Raw genomic sequence first — 19903 nt, 5'->3', positions numbered from 1 at the left:
TAATTAGTCCTCATCCAGGATTGCCGGGACCTTGAAACGGTTCTCGTAAGCATCCGGAGCGCCGGACAACGCCTGCTCAGCCGTAAACGTGTGGCCCACGACGTCCTCGCGGAACACGTTGGTCAGCGGAATCGGGTGGGACGTGGCCGGGACATCTTCCCCGGCGGCTTCGCTGACGGACTTCACCGAATCCACGATGACGGCAAGCTCGACCGCCATCCTGTCCAGCTCTTCGGCACTCATTTCAATGTGAGCGAGACGCGCAAGATGCGCGACGTCGTCACGGTTGATCGCAGCCATGGATCTCCCCTGCAAAGTTCAAATGGTTTTCCGAACCAGTCTACTTGGCTTGGGTGAGCCGCCGTACGCCGAAGCACAACAACGCGGGGTCACTTACGGCCCATCCAAGGTGCCTGGATGGGCCGTAAGTGACTCCGCGTTGCTTGATGGGGTTGTTTAGCCGATGCCGATTGCTCCGGTCAGGACTCCGACAGCCAGCATGACGATCGAGATGACTGCCGTGCGCCAGAGGACCTTCTTGTGGTGGTCGCCCAGGTCTACCTTGGCCAGCGACACCAAGAGCAGGATGGCGGGGACCAGCGGGCTCTGGAGGTGGAAGGGCTGGCCGGTGATGGAAGCGCGGGCCATGTCCGCTGCTCCGACACCATAGTGGGCTGCGGTTTCACTGAGGACCGGAAGTACGCCGAAGTAGAAGGCGTCGTTGCTCATGAAGAAGGTCATGGGGATGCTCAGCACGCCGGTGATGACTGCCATGAAGGGACCCATGTCCGCAGGGATGATCTGGACGAGCCATTCGGACATTGCCTTGACCATGCCGGTGCCGTTGAGGACACCGGTGAGGACTGCAGCGGCCATGACCATGCTGACGACGGCGACGATCGACGGCGCGTGTGCGATCAGCTGGGCACCCTGGTCCTTGACCTTGGGGAAGTTGACCAGCAGTGCGATGGCCGAGCCCACCATGAAGACGAACGGGAGCGGGACGATGTTCGCTACCAAAGTGACCATGACGGCGACCGTGAGTCCAAGGTTGAACCAGAACAGTTTGGGACGCAGCGTGGTGCGGTTGGGATCCAGCGCGGTATCAGCCATGGCGGTGTCCTGATCGTCCACCAGCTCTTCAGTACGTTCAAGAACTGCGACGCCGGCGCCTCCGCCGGTTACCGGCTTGGGCGCGGTTGTGGTTGAGCCGGCGCGGCCAAAGCCGCCGCGGCCCTTGCCGCCGTCGAACGCGTCGGAAGGATCGGCGACGTCGCCCCAGATTTCGGGGGCGGTGGTGCGGAGGCGGTTACGTTCCTGCAGACCAAGCAGCCAGGAGAAGACGAGCACGACGATGAGGCCAACGATGAGGGACGGGACCATGGGGACGAAGACGTCGTTGACGTCCAGCTTCAGTGCTGTAGCGGCGCGGGCTGTGGGCCCACCCCACGGCAGGATGTTCATGGTGCCGTTCGCGAGGCCGGCCACGCAGGTGAGGACCACGGGGCTCATCTTCAGGCGCAGGTAGACCGGCAGCATGGCGGCGGTGGTGAGGATGAAGGTGGTTGAGCCGTCGCCGTCCAGGGAGACTGCCGCAGCGAGGATCGCCGTACCGAGGACTACCTTGGCGGGGTCGTTGCCAAGCTTGCGCAGGATGAACTTGACCAGGGGGTCGAAGAGCCCGACGTCGATCATCAGGCCGAAGTAGATGATGGCGAACATGAGGAGCGCGGCCGTGGAGGTCATGGACTTCATCGAGTCCATGACCATGGGACCGATGCCCAAGCCGGCCCCCGCGAAGAGACCGAACATGGTGGGGACGATGATCAGCGCCAAGACGGGCGTCAATTTTTTGGTCATGATCAGGACCATGAATACCGCAATCATTGCGAATCCAAGCAAAACCAGCACGGCCGGCTCCTTACTACTGTGAAGGGCACCACTTCGATGTGATGCGCACTACAGACGTTATAGTGGCGCCCGTCACGGGCTGGGGTTTCCGGGAATTGTCGGGAATACTGATCATTGCGAGCGTTTTGCGCATTGTGCTCAGTGCTTCAATGGAGCTGGAGGAAAGGAGTAACGGTGCCGCGCTTTAGCAGGGTCAGTATGCGTTTCTCCACCCAGACGCTCCTCCTCCAACTGGGGGTAGTTCTGCTTGTAGTGCTGCTGAGCGGTGCCGTCCACGCTTGGCTGGTTTACGAACGGATCGGCGACGAAGCCGAAAACCAGGCACTCACCCTCGCCCGCACAGTTGCGGCGGATCCCGACATCAGGGAAGACGTCCAGGCCATCAGCAAAGAAGAAGGAACCCCGCCAGCCAGCGTTCTGGCGGCCGGCCCCTTGCAGGCAGCAGCGGAAGCGGCCCGGGTCCGCACCGGGGCCCTCTTCGTAGTCATCACGGACGAAACCGGACTCCGGTTGGCCCACCCGGACATTGCGCGGCTCGGTGAACGCGTCAGCACAGACCCCTCAGTAGCGTTGGCAGGCCGGGAAATCACCACCCGCAACACGGGCACTCTGGGTCCATCAGCGGGCGCCAAGGTGCCGGTGTACGCACCCTCGGCTGACGGCCAAGGTACTGAGGGCACAGGTACTGAGGGCGCAGGCACGGCTGGATCAATCGTGGGCGAAGTCAGTGTGGGCTACTCCATGGAGTCCCTCAGCAAGAGCCTGGCACAGGACATTGTGCCCATTGCCCTGACCGCCGGCGGCGCACTCCTGGCTGGCGTCCTGGCTTCATTCCTGCTCCGGCGCCGCTTGCAGCGCCTCACGTTGGGCTTGGAACCAGAGGAGATCAGCACCCTGGTCCACGATCAAGTGGCAGTACTCCAGGGCGTGGACGAGGGCGTGATCGGCATCGCGGCCGATGGACGCATCTCCGTGTTCAACGCCGCTGCCGCCAGGCTCCTGGACCTGCCCGACGCCACCGGCCAGGACTGGGCTACAGCCAACGTTCCCGCTCAACTCAAGCAGCTCACCCAGCCGGCAGCCCGTGACGCCGAAGCCGTGGAACTGGTAGCCGGTGGACGGGTCCTGGTGGCCAGCGCCCGAAAAGCCTGGCACCGCAAGGAAGACCTCGGCTGGGTGGTCATGCTCCGCGACCGCACCGAACTGCAGCAATTGACCCGCCAGCTGGACGCCGTGGGAACCATGTCCACCGCCCTGCGTGCCCAGCGCCACGAATTCGCCAACCAACTCCACACCATTGCCGGCTTCATGAGCATCGGCCAACACGAGCAGGCCAAGGAATACCTGGCAAGGATCTCCGCCACCGGCCCCCTCAAGTTCCCTGTGGAGCAGGCGGAACTCCTTCAGGACACGTATTTGCAGGCTTTTGTCGGCGCCAAGAGCGTGGAGGCCTCCGAACGCGGAGTGGCGCTGAGGATCGGACCGGAAACGTTGGTCCGGGGACACGTGGCCGATCCGCAGGACGTCACCACAGTGCTCGGCAACCTGATCGACAACGCCGTGAGTGCCGCCGTCGCCGGTTCCGCTTCGGAGCGTTGGGTGGAAGTTGAGTTGCTTGACGATGCCGGCCAGGACAACGGAACCCTGCATATCGTCGTGGGCGATTCCGGAGACGGTTTGGGAAACCTGGAACCTGAGGAAGTCTTCGCTGAAGGATTCACGACGTCGGAACAACCGGTGCGTCAGGGGGCCGGACAAGGTTTGGGCTTGGCTTTGGTTCGGCAGTTGGCCCGGCGCAGGGGTGGGGACGTCCGCGTCCTGGAGGCCGGCAGGAAAGGCGGCCCTGGAGCTGTCTTCATGGCCACAATTCCTGGCGTGATGGGACGATCGGCCGACGTCGGCGCTGAAGCCCCAACCGGCACGGGGGCTGGAAGGGAAGCTGACAGGACAATGCAGGAGGACAGCAGTGGCTGAGGATTTGAGGGTGCTCATTGTGGACGATGACTTCCACGTTGCCAGGCTGCACGCGGCTTACGTGGACTCAGTAGCCGGATTCATGGCGCTCGCTCCGGCCGGTTCCGCGTCGCAGGCTTTGCAGGCGATCCACAGCCTGCGTCCTGACCTGGTGTTGCTGGACGTGTACCTGCCGGACGGTTCAGGTCTTGATTTGCTGGGCCAGCTGGACATCGATGCCATCATGCTGACAGCGGCCTCTGATGCCCCGTCCATCAGGGTTGCCATGCGGCGCGGCGCCCTGGGGTACCTGCTAAAGCCCTTCACCGCGGAATCCTTGTCCCAGCAGCTGAGGTCCTATGCACGGTATCGCCGGATCCTTGGACAGCAAACGGGCGTTGACCAGACCACGATTGAACGTGCCAAACGGGCACTGATCCCAGGTGACGTGACGCCCGCTCAAAAACCACGCTCGGCAACCGAAGCGGCAGTCCTGGAATCGCTGCTTCCCGGCGAACAGTACTCAGCCGCTGAAGTCGCAGACCGGGTGGGCGTTTCCCGGGCGACGGCGCAGAGGTACCTGTCCTCGCTTGCCGACGATGGCGCCGTCGAAATCCAATTACGCTACGGAAGCACGGGCCGCCCGGAACACCGCTACGGCATCCCGGGCTAACCCAAGCGGCGCCTTACGCGGACTTCTGCGCGACGAGCTCGATTTCCACCAGCATCCTGGAATCCAGGAAGGGCAGCACGTGCACCAGTGCCAGGGTGGGACGAATCTCGCCGAAAACCTCGCCGTGGGCGCGGCCGGCGTCTTCCCACTTGCTGATGTCCGTCAGGTACAGCTTGGACTGAACGACGTCCTCGTAGGAGAACCCCGCTTCTTCCAGGACCGCTCCGAGCTTCTCAAGGATGTATTTGGTCTGCGAGTAGAAGTCATCGCCGACGATTGCATCCTGCCCATCAACGACGCCGGAAGCCGCCGTAGCAGAAATGAAGAGTGTGTTGTCCACCTGGACCGCGCGGGAGTACCCCAGGGTCTGTTCCCAGACGGAACCCGTGCCATATGTCTTGCGCATGCCGCGCCTTTCCTGATCGCTGTGCCCGTTCCGGTTGTACAAACCCGGCGGGGTTTACGAAAGGAAACTTTAGGGCTGCGGGAGGTCCAGCCTGTAAACGAACAGCTTTATGTCGGTGCCGGGCACGAACCAGTCGCGGTGCGGAGCGCGGGCAAAACCGGTCCGGGCGTAGAGGGCATTGGCGCTCTCCCACGTGGCTCCCGTAGTGAGGGAGACAGCACCGATGCCGTCCATCGCTTTGGCTTGCTCGACGACGGCCCTGCACCAAAGCCCGTCCGGCACCGGAACGCTGTACAGCGGGATCTACCACCAGGGTGCGCAGTTCCAGTTCGTCTTCCAGACCGATGTCAGAGAATCCGCCACCGGCCGGTGCTGCCGTGACGGAACCGATCACCTGGCCATTGCGTTCCGCGACGAAGATTTCGGCGTGCTCCGCGCGCGCTGCCACGTCCTGGAGTTGCTGCAGGTACGGGTGGTCCGCGCTGCCGTAGTACCCCGCGGTGACGTATGAATCCTGCGTGATGCGGGCAACGTCGTCATAGTCTTCGGGCAGGGCTGGGCGGACAGTAATCGACGAATGCACTTATCAATGGTAGTGGCGCGGTCACCGCACAATACGCCAAACAGCCCTTTCCGTGACCGAACTATCAGTCAGCCGCAGAATTTCCGACGGCGGATTGTTGCGTCACGTTGTCCCCTTGCCAGTCCTTGGGCACCCTTTTGTGTTGCTTTCCATGGCCCTGGATTGCGTCCTGTGGCGTGCCGTGAAGCCCGGTTTCCCGCTGTTGCGGGCACGTGTCGAAGAGCTGGCGAAGGGTGCGGGGACCGTGCTTGAGTTGCCACACGGCAACCGCACATTGCCCTTCACCGCGCTAAACAAGCTGCGGATTGGAGATCACTGGGGAATACCGATCACCAGGAAATACCGATCCCTAAGAAATACAGAACAGGAGGAACGATGCCCCAGGCCCATTTCAGCGCGACGCAGGCTCGCACCTGCTGTCCGTCCTGCCTTCAGAAATAAGCGATCCGCACCACCGCCGCCCGTTTGAGCCCTTGGCTCCGGGCTGCGGCGACCCACCCGCACCTGAAAGGCTTTACATGTCCGCGTCCCCCCGCGTTCGAACACGGATCAACACAAATCATCAACGCACTGCACCCAACCGCCGCCAAGTCCTCGGCGCCTTCATCGCCCTCCCCGCCCTCGGCCTATTGACTGCCTGCGGCGGTTCGGCCACGGCTGGTGGCGACGCCACACAGGCCGCGCAGGTCACGGCACCGCTGGCCACCTCCGTCCCGGAAGGGACCACGCTGGTGGTGGGCGACCCCACGGTACAGGTCGCCTTGGAACTCTCCGGCCTGGACAAGAAGCTCAGCTTCCCGGTGAAGTTTGCCAACATATCCGGCGGCCCGGCCACCACCGAAGCGTTCCGGGCCAACGCGCTGGATGTCGGTTCCGTGGCCGACATACCTCCCATCCATGCCACGTGGACCGGCCTGGATGTCCGGATCATTGCGGGCGTTTTTCGCAAAGACGCCGTGAACCACCCACTTTATGAATTGGGTGTGGCCCCGGGCGCCGGGATTACGGAACTCCAGGGCCTTCGTGGCAAGAAGATCGCCTACAGTCCCGGCCAGGCGCAGGGCGCGCTCGTCCTGCGCATTCTGGAAAAGGCAGGCTTGGAACAAAAAGACGTCAAGCTCGTGGAACTGCCCAGCACCGGGGACACGTATTCCACCGCCCTGTCCAGCAAGCAGGTTGATGCTGCCCCACTGGGAGGCGTCCAAATCAAGCGATACCTGGCCAAGTACGGCGCGGACGGCGGAACCACTCTCCGGCACGGCCTCCGCGACGATCCCGGTCATCTGTACGCGCCGGCAAAGGTCTTGGAGGATCCGGCCAAGGCTGCCGCACTTGCGGAGTATGTGAAGCTCTGGGGACAGGCACAGCGGTGGATCCAAGACCACCCCAGGGAATGGCTTGAGGGCTACTACGTCAAGAACCAGGGGCTCTCCCGCGAGGACGGCCAGTACCTGATCGATGCCGCCGGCGAGCGCGATCTCCCTGCCTCGTGGACGGAGGCCATTGCCCGCCACCAGCAAACCATCGACCTGCTGGCACGCGAGCAGAAGAAGCCCAAATTGGACGCTGCAAAGCTGTACGACCTGCGCTTCGAAGCTATAGCCGGCACGGCCTACGCTGCGACAGGGGGCGCCTAGCCATGACAACAACTGCTGCCCAGCACGCGAATGCCGCTACCGCGCGAGCCCGCACGGCTCCCCCGCAGACGCGCGACGTCGGCACCCAACCGGGCGCCGTCGTCGAACCTCACCTCGACCCGGCATTGACAGGCCGCCCCGATGTCAGGCCCGGCAGCCGCCGCCTGGGTCCTGGACCAAGACGCCGCCTGGCCGGTTTGGTGGGCCCCGCCGCCCTGATCCTGCTCTGGGTGGTTTCGTCCGCTACAGGCCTCCTGGATCCCCGGATCCTGTCCGAGCCGTGGACCGTGGTGTCTACGGCGGGCGAGCTGATCGCGGACGGCCGACTCCAGGAGAACCTTGCAATCTCTGCCCAGCGTGCAGGCTTCGGGCTGTTGTTCGGGATTGTGGTGGGAGCCGTCCTGGCTCTCCTGGCTGGACTGAGCCGGGTGGGTGAGGCCTTGATCGATGGTCCTGTGCAAATCAAGCGCGCCATCCCCGGCCTGGCCCTGATCCCCTTGCTGATCCTTTGGTTCGGCATCGATGAAACCATGAAGGTCCTCACCATCACGTTGGGGGTGTTCGTGCCGATCTACCTGCAAACGCACGCCGGACTGCGCGGAATCGACCTGCGATATGTCGAGTTGGCACAGACAGTTGGGCTAACCCGGTCCGGGTTCATCCGCCGCGTGGTGCTCCCCGGGGCGCTGCCCGGATTCTTCCTGGGGCTCCGCTTCGCCGTCACTGGCGCTTGGGTGTCCTTGGTGGTGGTGGAGCAGATCAATTCCACCAGCGGCATCGGCTACATGATGGAGCTCGCCCGCACGTACGGCCAAACCAACATCATCGTCCTGGGCCTTGCCGTCTACGGCGTCCTGGGCCTGCTTTCCGACGCAGCCGTCCGGCTCCTGGAACGAAAGGCATTGTCATGGCAACGCACGTTGGCGGGCTGAGTGCCTCGCAGGGAGTCGGGCCGCGCACGGCACCTTCCCACGAGGTCTCCGTGCGCAACCTCATCCGAAGCTTCGGTCCCAAGGGCGTGCTCAACGGCGTGGACCTGGACATCGCTCCGGGCGAATTCGTCGCCCTGCTCGGCCCCAGCGGCTGCGGTAAGAGCACGCTGCTCCGTGCCCTTGCCGGCCTGGACCGCGACGTCCGCGGGAGTGGGATCGTCAAGGTCCCGGACCAGGTGTCAGTGGTGTTCCAGGACTCGAGGCTCCTTCCCTGGGACACCGTCCTGGGCAACGTCACGTTGGGCCTCAGGGATGACGACGCCGATGCCCGCGGACGCCGTGCACTCGCCGAGGTGGGACTCGCCGGCCGCGAAAAAGCCTGGCCGCACGAGCTGTCCGGAGGTGAGCAACAGCGCGTTGCCTTGGCGAGGTCGCTGGTGCGGGAGCCCCGGCTGCTTCTTGCCGATGAACCCTTCGGTGCCCTCGACGCCCTGACCCGCCTGAAGATGCACGCGCTCTTGAAGGAACTGGTTGCCGCGCATCGCCCCGCCGTCCTGCTCGTCACCCACGACGTCGACGAGGCCATCACCTTGGCCGACCGCGTGATCGTCCTTCAAGACGGCCGTGTGGCCCTCGAGCGCCAGGCCGGAACCGGCGTCGGGCATTCATCGCTGAGGGGCGAGCTGCTCGCTGCCCTCGGCGTCCACGTTGGTGCCTGAAACCCAACCCACACCAGAAATAACCCCTCACCAGAATCAAGGAGAAACCCATGCCCGCCCCACAACGCCAACTCCACCTCAACGCCTTCCTGATGAGCACTGGCCACCATGAGGCCTCCTGGCGCCTGCCGGAAAGTGATCCTTTCGCCTCCACCAAGGTGGAGCACTACCAGCATCTGGCCCGCACGGCGGAACGCGGAAAACTCGACTCCATCTTCTTCGCGGACTCCCCCGTCCTCTTCGGCGAGGTGGGCCGTCGCCCTGCCGGCAAGCTGGAACCCACGGTGCTGCTGACCGCCATCGCGGCGGCAACCCGGAACATCGGCCTGATCGCCACAGCCTCCACCACCTACAACGACCCCTTCAACCTGGCACGGCGCTTCGCGTCGGTGGACTGGGTCAGCGGTGGTCGCGCCGGTTGGAACGTCGTCACGACGGCGGGGCCGGACGCTGCGCGAAACTTCGGCGTCGATGACCAGCCTGCGCATGCCGTCCGTTACGAGCGGGCGGCCGAATTCATCGAAGTAGCCCAGAAGCTGTGGGACAGCTGGGAAGACGACGCCGTGCTGGCCGACAAGGCTGAGGGAGTCTGGGGTGATGACACCAAGATCCGCACCATCGAGCACGAAGGCAAGCATTTCCGCGTACGTGGTCCCCTGAACGTCCCCCGTTCCCCGCAGGGCCACCCGCTGATCGTGCAGGCGGGGTCCTCCGAAGACGGTAAGAAGCTCGCCGCCCAGTACGCCGAGGCCGTGTTCACAGCCCACCAGACAGTGGAGGATGCGCAGGCTTTCTACGCCGATTTGAAGGCCCGCACCCTGGCCGTGGGGCGCGATCCCGAGGGCATCAAGATCCTGCCCGGCATCGTCCCGGTCATTGGTTCCACGGAGGCAGAAGCGCTGAAGCTTGAGCGTGAACTCGACGAGCTGATCAAGCCTGAATACGCCCGCGAACAGCTGGCAAGGACCCTGCGGGTGGCCCCCGCGGACCTTCCGCTGGACCAGCAATTGCCTGCGGACCTCCCCTCCGAGGACGAGATTGAGGGAGCCAAGAGCCGGTACACGCTGATCGTGGAGCTTGCCCGCCGTGAACAGCTTACGGTCCGGCAACTGATCGGCCGTTTGGGCGGCGGACGCGGGCACCGCACCTTCTCAGGGACGCCGGAGCAAGTGGCCGATGCCATCCAGGACGGGTTCCAGGCAGGCGCCGCCGATGGCTTCAACATCATGCCGCCCGTCCTGCCGTCCGGGCTGGAGGTCTTCGTGGACCAGGTAGTGCCGATCCTTCAGCAGCGTGGCCTGTTCCGCACCGAATACACGGCGTCGACGCTGCGCGGACACTACGGGCTGGCACGCCCTGGGAACCGCTTCTCCGGCTCCGCGGCGCAGCAGCTCACATCCATCGGTTCGGCCTTCTGATGACTGGCTGGCCCCGGCCGCGTGCCTGGCGCTGTGGTTCGAGGTCAGCGTTTGGGCCAACTCCACAACGGGCCTTCCAGCGATCCGAGTCCCTTGATCCTGGTCTCGCCCAGATCCTTGTAAAGCTCGTGCTCATGGGCCGCTCCGCTTTCCCGGAGCGCCCTGAGCAGCGCTTCGGAGTGTGTCACCACGATGATCTGGCTGTTGGCACTGGCTTGGATGATGAGTCCAGCCAGTGCCGGCATCAGGTCGATGTGGAGGCTCGTCTCGGGTTCGTTGAGAACCATCAATTCCGGAGGCCGCGGAGTGAGCAACGCGGCGGTCAGGAGCAGGAAGCGTAACGTACCATCCGAGAGTTCGGCCGCTTTCATGGGCCGCAGCATCCCAGGCTGCCGCAACTCAACGCTGAAGCGGCCGTCGCTTACGGCTATTTCGAGGCGGCTTCCCGGAAAGGCGTGATCGATCGCTGCGTCCAGCTGCCGTTCAAATCCCACTTCACGCAGGGTCTGCAGCGCCGCCGCCAGGTCCTTCCCGCTGTGGTGCAGCACGGGAGTGCGGGTGCCGAGTTGCGCTTGCCGGGCTGGGGCTTCTGCATCTGTCCGGAAGTGATCGTAGAACCGCCAGGAACGCACGGAGTCCCGGACCCGCAGTACTTCAGGAGCCTGGTCCTGGTCCGAAACTTCCGTCAGCATGCTCTGGAAAGTATCCAGTCGGCGCGAGAGTTCAGTCCATTCGCCGTCAGGCCCACGGAGCTTCGCAAGGCTTCCTTTGCGATCCACCAACAGGCAACCTGGCCTTGCTACCGGTCCGGAAAAGATCTGCTCGCGCTTGACCTCGGGATCCAGGCTAAAGGCCGAAGGGCGGGGCCTGCCTGTTTCCTGGTCAAACCCGGCGCCACTGGACACGGGCATGCCCAAGTCCACAAGGTAACCGAAGTCGTCACCCGAATACCCCAGTTTCAGGTTGACGGAATCCCGGCGGACGGTACCTTGGACCGGAACTTCGCCCCGCCGCATTGCCTCGCTGATTGATTCAGGACCGGCCCACAGCGTCGATGCCAGCCCGCCATCCCTGGCCAACGATCCCACCACGTTTCCGGAGTCGCCACCGGCGCATTCGGCCAGCAGGCGCAGCGCACGGTACAGGGAGGATTTGCCACTGCCGTTGGCCCCTGTCACCACGTCCAGGCCATGCAGCTCAATCGCGAGATCGCGGATGGAGCGGTAGTTGGCGATGGCGAGGGTCTTGATCATGGCGAGGGGATGCTGGTCATGGGTACAGGAAGGTCACAGGGGAAATTTGCCGGACAGCTCCAAGGCCCCTGCGCACGTCCACGCGGCCAGGCGATCCTCAAGTGTTGGACCGCCGTCGAGTGGGCTCGCGAGCCGTGGCCTTCGCACCCAACAGCCCGCTTCTTCGGCGATCAGGGCGCCGGCAGAGAAATCATGCTCGTTCAATCCGCGCTCCCCAAAGGCGTCGTAGGTGCCATCTGCCACCAGGCACAGATCCAACGCCGCGGACCCCAGCCTCCGAACATCCGCGAAGCCGTTCATCAGTTCGGCGAGGCCTTCTGCCTGATTGGCACGGGTATCGGGATCGTAACTGAATCCCGTGGCAAGGATGAGGCCGGTGCGTCCGGGAACGGGGCCCGCCAAACGGGTAGTCTCCCCCGCGACTTCCAACCAGGCGCCCCCGCCCCGGGCGGCCGAGTAGACCCGACCCAGGGCCGGCGCATGAACTACTCCCGCCAGCCAGACGCCGTCGGCATCCGCCACGGCCACCGACGTGGCGTAATAGACGATGTTGCGGATGAAGTTGGTAGTGCCATCAAGCGGATCAATGGACCAGCGGTAACCCGAGGCTCGCTGGGGCCGGGTGGTGCCGTGCTCCTCCCCCGTGATGGCGTCGTTCGGCCGGGCCGCAAGGATAGCCTCGCGGACTGCGTTCTCTGCTGCGACGTCGAACTCGGTCACCCAATCGCCGGCATCGCCTTTGTTGGATATTCCCAATCCCACGCCGCCTGTGCCCGCGGAAGCTCTCCGGGACAGGACAGCCGCGCCCGCAGCAGCAGCGCGTTTCGCTACGGCGAGCAGCTCGATGGCGTCGGTCATTCTGCTTCTGCTTTCACTGTCTCTGCAGCATCGGCCCTCGGCTGCAGCGTCAGCGTCGGCCTCGGTGTTCCCCGGGCCCTTCTCCAACAACTCGCGGAAGCCGTCCTCATCCAAAATCGGAACACCGAGCTGCTCGGCTTTATCCAGCTTGGTCCCGGCACTTTCACCAGCCACGAGGTAGCTCGTGTTCTTGGACACCGAGCCGGAGGCCTTCCCGCCTCGAATGATGATGGCTTCTTTGGCTTCGTCCCGGCTGAAGTTTGGCAGGGTCCCCGTAACCACGATGGTGAGGCCCTCAAGGGTTCGCGGCACGCTGGTATCGCGTTCGTCTTCCATCCGCACGCCGGCAGCTGCCCAGCTGTCCACGATCTCGTTATGCCAGTCCACGGCGAACCATTCCTTCAGGGCCGCCGCGATGGTAGGTCCGACGCCGTCAACATGCGCAAGCTGCTCTTCAGTGGCGTTGCGGATCGCGTCCATGCTGCCGAAGGCCGTCGCAAGGGCACGGGAGGCTGTGGGTCCCACATGGCGAATGGACAATGCCACGAGGACACGCCACAGAGGCTGCTTCTTCGCTTTCTCCAGCTCGGCAAAGAGTTTTTCCGTGGTTGCCGTTGGCTTTGAAGGCGACTTGGCCGTTCCCCTTGAGTAGAAGTACGGAACAAGCTCATACTGGCCCGTGCCTACACCCTTGGACCTCTTCTCCCGGCGGATCATGACATTCGCCAGATCCTCAGGCTTCAAAGTGAACAGCACGGCTTCGCTGGTCAACGGAGGAGTCTCCGGCTCTGCCGGCTGCGTCAAGGCGATCGCTGCTTCCCAGCCCAGGGCCTCGATATCGAACGCACCGCGGCCAGCCAGATGGAAAACACGCTCACGCAGCTGCGACGGGCAGGACTTGGCATTGGGGCAACGGATGTCCACGTCGCTTTCTTTTGCCGGTGCCAATGGCGTACCGCAGGACGGGCACTCGGTGGGCATCACGAATTCGCGCACGGGCGGGTCCTGTTGGTCTCGCAGCGCCAGCACGGGTCCAACGATCTCGGGGATCACGTCACCGGCCTTGCGGAGAATCACGATGTCGCCGATCATGACGCCTTTGGCCTTGACCACGTCCTGGTTGTGCAGAGTGGCCATTCCCACGGTGGAACCCGCGACCTTCACCGGCTCCATCATTCCAAACGGCGTGACGCGCCCCGTGCGGCCCACGTTGACGAGGATGTCCAAAAGCTTGGTGTGGACTTCCTCCGGCGGGTATTTGTAAGCGGCTGCCCATCTGGGGACGCGGGAAGTGTAGCCGAGGGCGCGTTGTGTGGCGAAGTCATCAATTTTGACCACGATGCCATCGATTTCATGAAGGAGGTCGTGCCGGTGCTCGCCATAATGGGCGATGAATTTCAGGACGCCTTCAAAGGAATCCAGAACCTTGAAATAGGGGCTGACAGGCAGTCCCCAGTCAGCCAGCAACTTATAGGTTTCGGATTGGCTCATGGCATTCAGGCCCTCCCGGGCACCGATGCCGTGAACGAACATGCTCAGTGGACGCTTTGCTGTTTCTGCCGGGTCCTTCTGGCGGAGCGAGCCCGCAGCCGCATTGCGTGGATTGGCGAGGGGGGCCTTGCCTGCCGCAACCAAGGCTTCGTTGAACTCAACGAACGCCTTGGAAGGAATGAATACTTCCCCACGGATTTCAACTTCCGAAGGATAACCCGAGCCGCTGAGTTGACGCGGGATCTCCTTGATGGTGAGCACGTTATGAGTGATGTCCTCACCTGTTGTGCCGTCACCCCGGGTGGCAGCGCGCACCAATTTTCCGTCCCTGTACAGCAGGTTGACGGCGAGTCCATCGATTTTCAGTTCAGTCAGCCAGGCAATGGGCGGGACGCTGTCCCCGAGCTTGGCCACGGAAGCTTCAGCCTTACGTACCCAGGCTTCGAGCTCCTCGAGGGAAAAGACGTCGTCCAGGCTGTACATCCGCTGTAGGTGCGCGACGGCAGTAAAGGCGGCAGAGACTTCGCCGCCGACTTCCTGCGTAGGCGAGTCATTGGAAACGAGTTCCGGATGCAGCGCTTCGATTTCTTCCAGGCGACGGTAGAGTTCATCGAACTCGGCGTCGGAAACCGTGGGCGCGTCCTCTTGGTAATAGGCATACCGGTACTTGCGAACGAGGTCCGCAAGTTGCTCATACTCATCCCGCAGGCTCTCCGACGGAGGTGCTCCCTCTTCTGCGACGATGGCCGCAGCGGCATCCTGGGTTGTGGTGTCGACCGGATCTGGATTCTCTGGTGTGCTCACAGGTCTATCTTGCCGCAAGCCGCGGACATTATTGTCCTGGCGGAGCGGGGGCCCGTACCAGCCAGTTCCTAGCTACGGTTCTCCGGCGGCATGGCGACCTGCAGCTTGCGTACCTTTCCACGTCCCACGATGTACCCGCGGCCAGGGATGAAGTCCTTGCTGATCCGGCCCAGCGAGGTGTTAAGGAGGGTATCCCCTTCCACATCCCCAGGGTTGAGCAACAGTCCACGCCTGCCCGATTTGAAGGGCTGGGCCAAGGACCATGCCTGGGACCACGTGGACGTTTCGGATTCGCCAACAACCCATTGATCGGCCTTGATGGCAGCCGTGACCAACCGTCCCACGCCCGATTCCGCCAACGTGTCCGTGAACTCCGTCAGGCCTTCGATGAAGATGGCCATGGTGCCCGGGTTGTCCGTGGCTTTGTCGATGAGATCATCCACCACGTCCGAGACCTCGTCAGGCCCCACCAGGGACCTGCTCCAGATGTTCAGGGAGGCAACCGCGGAGCGGCGGGAGCCGATGTAGATAAGGTCCGTCCGCGGGTTGGACCGCCGCAGGGCGTACGCCAACGTGACCAACGCAACTGTGCGTCCGGCACCCGGCGGCCCCGCGAGCAGGAGCGAACCCTTTGCAGCGATGGTGGCCGAACCCAAGGTCTCATCGTCCACGCCAATAACAGGATTGTCCGGGGCACCCGAAGGCAGGATATCCAAATCCACGAGTTCCGGAAGCCGCTGTATCTTTGGCGCCTGCTCCAGGCCCTGGCGCACCATGGCCTGGCTGAGTTTGGACACTTCGCGGGCCTGCAGCGCCAGGTTCGAGTTGCCACCCAGCACGGCCAGTTGGACTTCCAGGCCATCGAGCAAACCGCGGCCGGGGGGCGAGGCTGAGTTGAGGACGTCCTTGGGCACATCGAGCGTCATGTAGTCGTCTTCGGAGCTAAGACGCAGGACCAGGCGTTTTTGGATCGAGGCAAGGAGCGACGCCGGCACAGAGTTGGTTCGGTCACCGCTCACTACCAGGTGGATACCCAGGGGACGTCCATCCGTTGCCAGCTGGAGGAAGATGTCCCACAGCGCGGACAGGTTGCTGTACTCATAGCCTTCACGGAAGGCGGACATGCCGTCCACCAGGATGAAGATACGCTTTTCGTCCGGACGGTTTGCGAGCTGCCGGTATTCAACAATGGTGGAGGCCCGGACCTCGGCGAACCGGGCGGCGCGGTCATCGGCAACCTCCTTGAGCCACCGCAGAAGGCGGCCAACCCGCTCCACATCGTCCCCGCTGATGACCTCCCCCACGTGCGGGAGTCCCTCCAGCATCTTCAAACCTGAAGAACCACAGTCGATGCCATACACGTGGACGGGCCCACCACGAGGTGTGACGGCGGCGGCGATCGCGATTCCGCGCAGCGCCGCCGACTTGCCCGAACCACCCGTACCGTAGACGGCCATGTTGCCGTCCTTGTCCGGTTCATAGAACACGGTGGGCTGGTCCTGGTGTGCGGGGTCATCGGCCACGCCTAGCAAGAGCCGCTCGTCCGTGCGCGGGTTTGGCAATTTGGAGAAGTCGTAGGTCATGGCGAGTTCGTTCAACCACGGCTTGCGTGGTGGCTCAATCGCCAGGAAGTCCGCGGCCCGGATAATGTTGCCTGTCATTCTGGCGATGTCGTTGGGGCCCGCAGGTTCTTCCTCCACAGCTGTGGCAGGCGGCGGCTCCCAGGAGGGACCGGATCCGAAGGCCATCTCCACGATGTCGATCCGGGGGCGCTGCGGCTTCTCGGTGGTCCAGCCACCCGCGTATCCGGTCTGGAACCCCTGGATGCGGCCCGGGCCGGTTTTCGCAGCACCACGGCCCTGGAATGGACGGGTCGAAGTATGCCGCCGTGGGGACGCCAAGAATGTCCACGGCATCCACTTCATCAGCCATCCGCAACGCGACCCGGAGGTTCGTGTTTGCACGCAGGTTGTCCTTGATGACACCCGCGGGGCGCTGGGTGGCGAGGATCAGGTGCAAACCCAGCGAACGTCCACGGGCAGCAACGTCCACCACGCCGTCAACGAACTCGGGGACTTCGGTGGCAAGCGCCGCGAATTCGTCCACGATGATGATGAGGTACGGCGGCGCCTCGGGGTCTGCTTCACGCTGCAGTGCCAGCAGGTCCTTGGCCTTTTTACGGTTCAGCAGGCGTTCCCGATAGTGAAGTTCGGCCCGCAACGAGGTCAGGGCCCTGCGTACCAGGTGCGGAGACAGGTCGGTGACGAGCCCCACGGTGTGGGGCAGGTGCAGGCAGTCCGCAAAGGCCGCACCACCCTTGTAGTCCACGAACAGGAAGCTGACGCGGTCCGGGCTGTAGGCCGCTGCCATTCCCATCACCCACGACTGAAGGAACTCCGATTTACCTGCGCCGGTGGTTCCGCCCACGAGCGCGTGGGGTCCTTCGTTCTTAAGGTCCAGGTAGAACGGTTCAACGCCCTTGGAGCCCACCAAGGCACGCAGGCTTCCGTTGTCCTTGCGGTTGGGCACCGCCGTGGCATGGACTGAATTGTTCTCCTGCCAGCGTTCGGCAACGGCCTGCGGGTTGTCCATGAGTTCCTTGCCGATCAAAGTGGCATAGGAAACGGCACGCGGGAGGTCCGAATCGTCCTCGAGCGGATTTCCGACATCCACCAACGGCGACATCATGCGCGCCAGCTGCGTGGCGAGACCGGCGTCGAGGCTTTCGCAGCTCACGGGGTAGGTGTGGCGGCCAAGCCGTACCTGGCCGGTAGTGGTGCCGTGATCGCCGTCGACGGAGAGGAAGTCCCGGCAAGCGGCAGGCAAGGACTGCACATTCGCTGCCACCCACATGACGTGCACCCCGAAGTCCGGGCCGCGTTCCACCAGCCGCGTCAGCCGTCCCCGGTCCACAGGTGCATCGTCCTCAACGACCACCAGGACAGCAGGTACCACGGGACCGGGAATCTCTTCATGCTCGTCCTTGAGCGCGGGGCGTGGCTGCGGACCAGGCTCATTGGCCTGGGCCTCGCGCTGCTCCACCAGGTCCTCCAGGCGCGAGAGCAGCGAGGCACCAGCAGCAGGGCCGGCGGCCAGATGGTCGCCGGAGAGCGGGCTGTGACCGGAACCAACGTGCGGGAGCCACTGCAACCAGTCCCAGCGCTCACGCGAGCGGGCCGAGGTCAATGCAGTCAGCACCACCTCCGCAGGCGAGTGGAGGCCCACCAACTGAAGCACCATGCCCCGGGCGACATCGTCCACCACGTTGCGGTCCCCTGCCACGCCGAACGAACCCGAAGTGCGCAGCTGGGACACGATCGGCACGCCATCAATGACACGGACCTGCTGCAGGCATTCCTGGATTTCCCTCATGTACCGGGGTTCGGTTTCGTTGGCGCCGGGTTCTTCGAACTGAATCCGCGACGGCGAAGATCCGAGTCCGAACCGGACACCAAGGAAATGCTGATGCTCAGGACGGTTGGTCCACAGGAGGGGGCCGAGTTTGTAGATCGCATCCACGGTATCGCTGACCGATGGTGCTTCCTGGAGCCGCACGGCCCGTTCAATGTTCTGTTGCCGGTCAATGTCCTCCCGGAACGCAAGCATGGAAGCCTGGAACTGCTTATGGCCTTCCTTCGCCTGGCGTTTGCCCTGCATCTTGTGGTCCACATAGTGGCCAACGATGAACAGCGGCATCATGGCCATGAAAAGCACCGAGAGCAGGTTCTGGGTGAAGGCGAAGAGGACGCCGCCCATCAGAAGCGGTGCGATCAACATGATGTACGGGAATGGTTGGTGTTCAGGCCGTTTCGGCCCGGCCGGCGGCACACGTTTGGGAGACTCAAACCTCGGCAGCACACGAGGCGAGCGGTTGAAGTCCACCAGCGGCGATGATGGGCCGCCGCCATGGTTCCGCGACAGTGACACAACCCCAACGGTGGTATCGCCCAAGGTCACCGTATCGGAGGATTCAAGCGTTGCCCGTGTGACCGGCAAACCTTCCATGAGGAGTCCGTTGGCCGAGTTCGTGTCCACGATCTCCACGGTCTCGCCAACTGTGATGCGTGCGTGGCGCTTGGACGTCAGCGGATCCGAGAGACGGATGTCGGCGTCCCTGTCCCGGCCGATGTAGCTGGTGCCGAAAGGCAGCGAAAATTCGCGTCCGACGTCGGGCCCTGACATGACGCGCAACGTCGCCGCGGCTGGTCCCCGGTTTTGGCCGTTGGTACCACCGTTGCCGTTCGACGCGAACTGCTCGCCCACCTGCGCGAGCGAAACCTTGGAGCCAGGCCGCAGTCCGGACTCGAGCAGGTTGTCCGAGGGCCTGAGGACATGGCCGGAAAGCCCGCCGCCCACGAACGCTTCGTCCACGCTGATGGACAGGTTCGACGGCGGTTCGGTGCCCTTGCGCGCGGGGTCGGCAACCCAAAGTTCAGTGGCGATGTCCGCCACGGTGGCGCGACCATCCACCGTAACGGCGAGGTCCTTCGCTTCCGCGGGGTCTCGCCGCAGGGTCAAGCGGAACTTCATGCTTCGTCTACTCCAGACATGGATTCCAGAAGGTACAGGTCCGCGGCTGTTACCAGGTGCGAGGTCACGGCGTGCTCCACCAGGCGGGCGCGGCGGTTGGTGGCGAGTTTGCCGGCGCCACCACGCAGGCCCACGACGCCCACGCGGTCCAACTTGTCGCAGACGTTGTCCAGCTTGCGATTGAAGCGGGTCAGGGCCCAACCAAGCCTCTTGGCCGCCTCCGCCGACGACGGAATAGCGCTGAAGCCGGTGCCATCGCGGCGCAGCATGGGCTCGGCGAGGGCGACGATCAGGGCTTTCTGCGAGTCGGTAAAGACCACAGGCCCGATAGTGGTGTCCCCCGCTTGGTCCTCGTCCCTGGCTTCATGCCGGAAGGACGGCGTCTTCAAATGCACGGCGAACTCGTACGTGGTGGGCCCCGCAGTGAAGATGACGTTGGTGTGGCTGAAAACGAGTGGAATCCGGGCACCGGGAGCCAGCCAGGCCTGCATGCCGCCCGATCCGTCCGCGACCGTAGCAGAGAGCATGCTGCCTACGTTGCTGAGCCACCACATGCCGTCATACCGTGCAATCTGCAAAAAACGCCGGTGCAGGTACGGGTTGTCGTCAACCTCCAGGTCGCCTTCCCTGCCGATGTCAAAGACGTCTTCGTCGGATGGTTCGTACCATTCGCCACAGAAATCTATTGCTAGATCCCCCATGATCTGTGCCTCCTCAGTCGGCTGTAAATGTGTG

The 19903-nt window shown here is 63.7% G+C and carries 12 protein-coding genes and 2 pseudogenes; 6 read left to right on the top strand and 8 right to left on the bottom strand.

The window, feature by feature from the left end:
- Positions 1 to 3 precede the first annotated feature (3 nt).
- Both gatC and LDP01_RS17420 read right to left on the bottom strand, forming a co-directional pair.
- Positions 4 to 300: an Asp-tRNA(Asn)/Glu-tRNA(Gln) amidotransferase subunit GatC gene (gene gatC, locus LDP01_RS17425; protein WP_017199363.1), complete on the bottom strand. Its 297-nt coding sequence runs from the start codon at positions 298 to 300 to the stop codon at positions 4 to 6.
- Positions 301 to 456: 156 nt separating this feature from the next.
- Positions 457 to 1911, bottom strand: coding sequence for a CitMHS family transporter (locus tag LDP01_RS17420; RefSeq protein ID WP_224092029.1), 1455 nt, complete (start codon positions 1909 to 1911; stop codon positions 457 to 459).
- Between the two features lie 198 nt (positions 1912 to 2109).
- On the opposite strand from LDP01_RS17420, the gene LDP01_RS17415 reads away from it, so the two are divergent.
- Together LDP01_RS17415 and LDP01_RS17410 are read left to right on the top strand one after the other, a co-directional pair.
- Entirely contained in the window at positions 2110 to 3885 is a 1776-nt protein-coding gene (locus LDP01_RS17415) for a sensor histidine kinase (RefSeq protein WP_224092027.1), read from the top strand.
- A complete protein-coding gene (locus LDP01_RS17410; RefSeq protein ID WP_224092025.1) occupies positions 3878 to 4537 on the top strand; it encodes a response regulator in 660 nt (219 codons plus the stop codon). Before LDP01_RS17415 ends, LDP01_RS17410 begins: the two co-directional genes overlap by 8 nt.
- Before the next feature lie 13 nt (positions 4538 to 4550).
- On the opposite strand, the gene LDP01_RS17405 is transcribed toward LDP01_RS17410, so the two are convergent.
- Both LDP01_RS17405 and LDP01_RS17400 read right to left on the bottom strand, forming a co-directional pair.
- A complete protein-coding gene (locus tag LDP01_RS17405) occupies positions 4551 to 4943 on the bottom strand; it encodes a RidA family protein (RefSeq protein ID WP_224092023.1) in 393 nt (130 codons plus the stop codon).
- 69 nt (positions 4944 to 5012) lie between these two features.
- Positions 5013 to 5526: pseudogene (locus tag LDP01_RS17400) on the bottom strand (GNAT family N-acetyltransferase).
- Between the two features lie 518 nt (positions 5527 to 6044).
- Between LDP01_RS17400 and LDP01_RS17395 the strand changes: the two are divergent.
- Genes LDP01_RS17395 through LDP01_RS17380 form a run of 4 tightly spaced genes read left to right on the top strand, consistent with a single transcriptional unit; the run spans position 6045 to position 10232 of the window.
- Positions 6045 to 7163, top strand: coding sequence for an ABC transporter substrate-binding protein (locus LDP01_RS17395; protein WP_224092021.1), 1119 nt, complete (start codon positions 6045 to 6047; stop codon positions 7161 to 7163).
- A 2-nt stretch (positions 7164 to 7165) separates the two neighbouring features.
- A complete protein-coding gene (locus tag LDP01_RS17390; RefSeq protein WP_224092019.1) occupies positions 7166 to 8095 on the top strand; it encodes an ABC transporter permease in 930 nt (309 codons plus the stop codon).
- The gene (locus LDP01_RS17385; RefSeq protein WP_224092017.1) at positions 8071 to 8814 is read left to right on the top strand and encodes an ABC transporter ATP-binding protein; all 744 of its coding nucleotides are present in this window, start codon (positions 8071 to 8073) and stop codon (positions 8812 to 8814) included. The genes LDP01_RS17390 and LDP01_RS17385 overlap by 25 nt, the downstream gene beginning before the upstream one ends.
- Positions 8815 to 8864: 50 nt before the next feature.
- Positions 8865 to 10232 carry an LLM class flavin-dependent oxidoreductase gene (locus LDP01_RS17380; RefSeq protein ID WP_224092015.1) on the top strand — a complete coding sequence of 456 codons (1368 nt, stop codon included), beginning with the start codon at positions 8865 to 8867 and terminating at the stop codon, positions 10230 to 10232.
- Between the two features lie 44 nt (positions 10233 to 10276).
- On the opposite strand, the gene LDP01_RS17375 is transcribed toward LDP01_RS17380, so the two are convergent.
- The 4 genes and pseudogenes from LDP01_RS17375 to LDP01_RS17355 all read right to left on the bottom strand — a co-directional run bounded on the left by LDP01_RS17375 (position 10277) and on the right by LDP01_RS17355 (position 19869).
- Positions 10277 to 11485: an AAA family ATPase gene (locus tag LDP01_RS17375; protein WP_224092014.1), complete on the bottom strand. Its 1209-nt coding sequence runs from the start codon at positions 11483 to 11485 to the stop codon at positions 10277 to 10279.
- A gap of 33 nt (positions 11486 to 11518) precedes the next feature.
- A complete protein-coding gene (gene ligA, locus LDP01_RS17365; RefSeq protein ID WP_527249076.1) occupies positions 11519 to 14638 on the bottom strand; it encodes an NAD-dependent DNA ligase LigA in 3120 nt (1039 codons plus the stop codon).
- Positions 14639 to 14706: 68 nt separating this feature from the next.
- Positions 14707 to 19168 (bottom strand): annotated as a pseudogene (locus LDP01_RS17360) (type VII secretion EssC family protein).
- A complete protein-coding gene (locus LDP01_RS17355; RefSeq protein ID WP_224092011.1) occupies positions 19165 to 19869 on the bottom strand; it encodes a hypothetical protein in 705 nt (234 codons plus the stop codon). Before LDP01_RS17355 ends, LDP01_RS17360 begins: the two are co-directional and overlap by 4 nt.
- Positions 19870 to 19903 lie beyond the last annotated feature (34 nt).

The organism is Arthrobacter sp. StoSoilB13 (assembly GCF_019977255.1).
In the GTDB taxonomy this organism is placed as follows: domain Bacteria; phylum Actinomycetota; class Actinomycetes; order Actinomycetales; family Micrococcaceae; genus Arthrobacter.
Note: the sequence above shows the minus strand (reverse complement) of the source record. Positions and strands in the feature narration are given on the sequence as shown.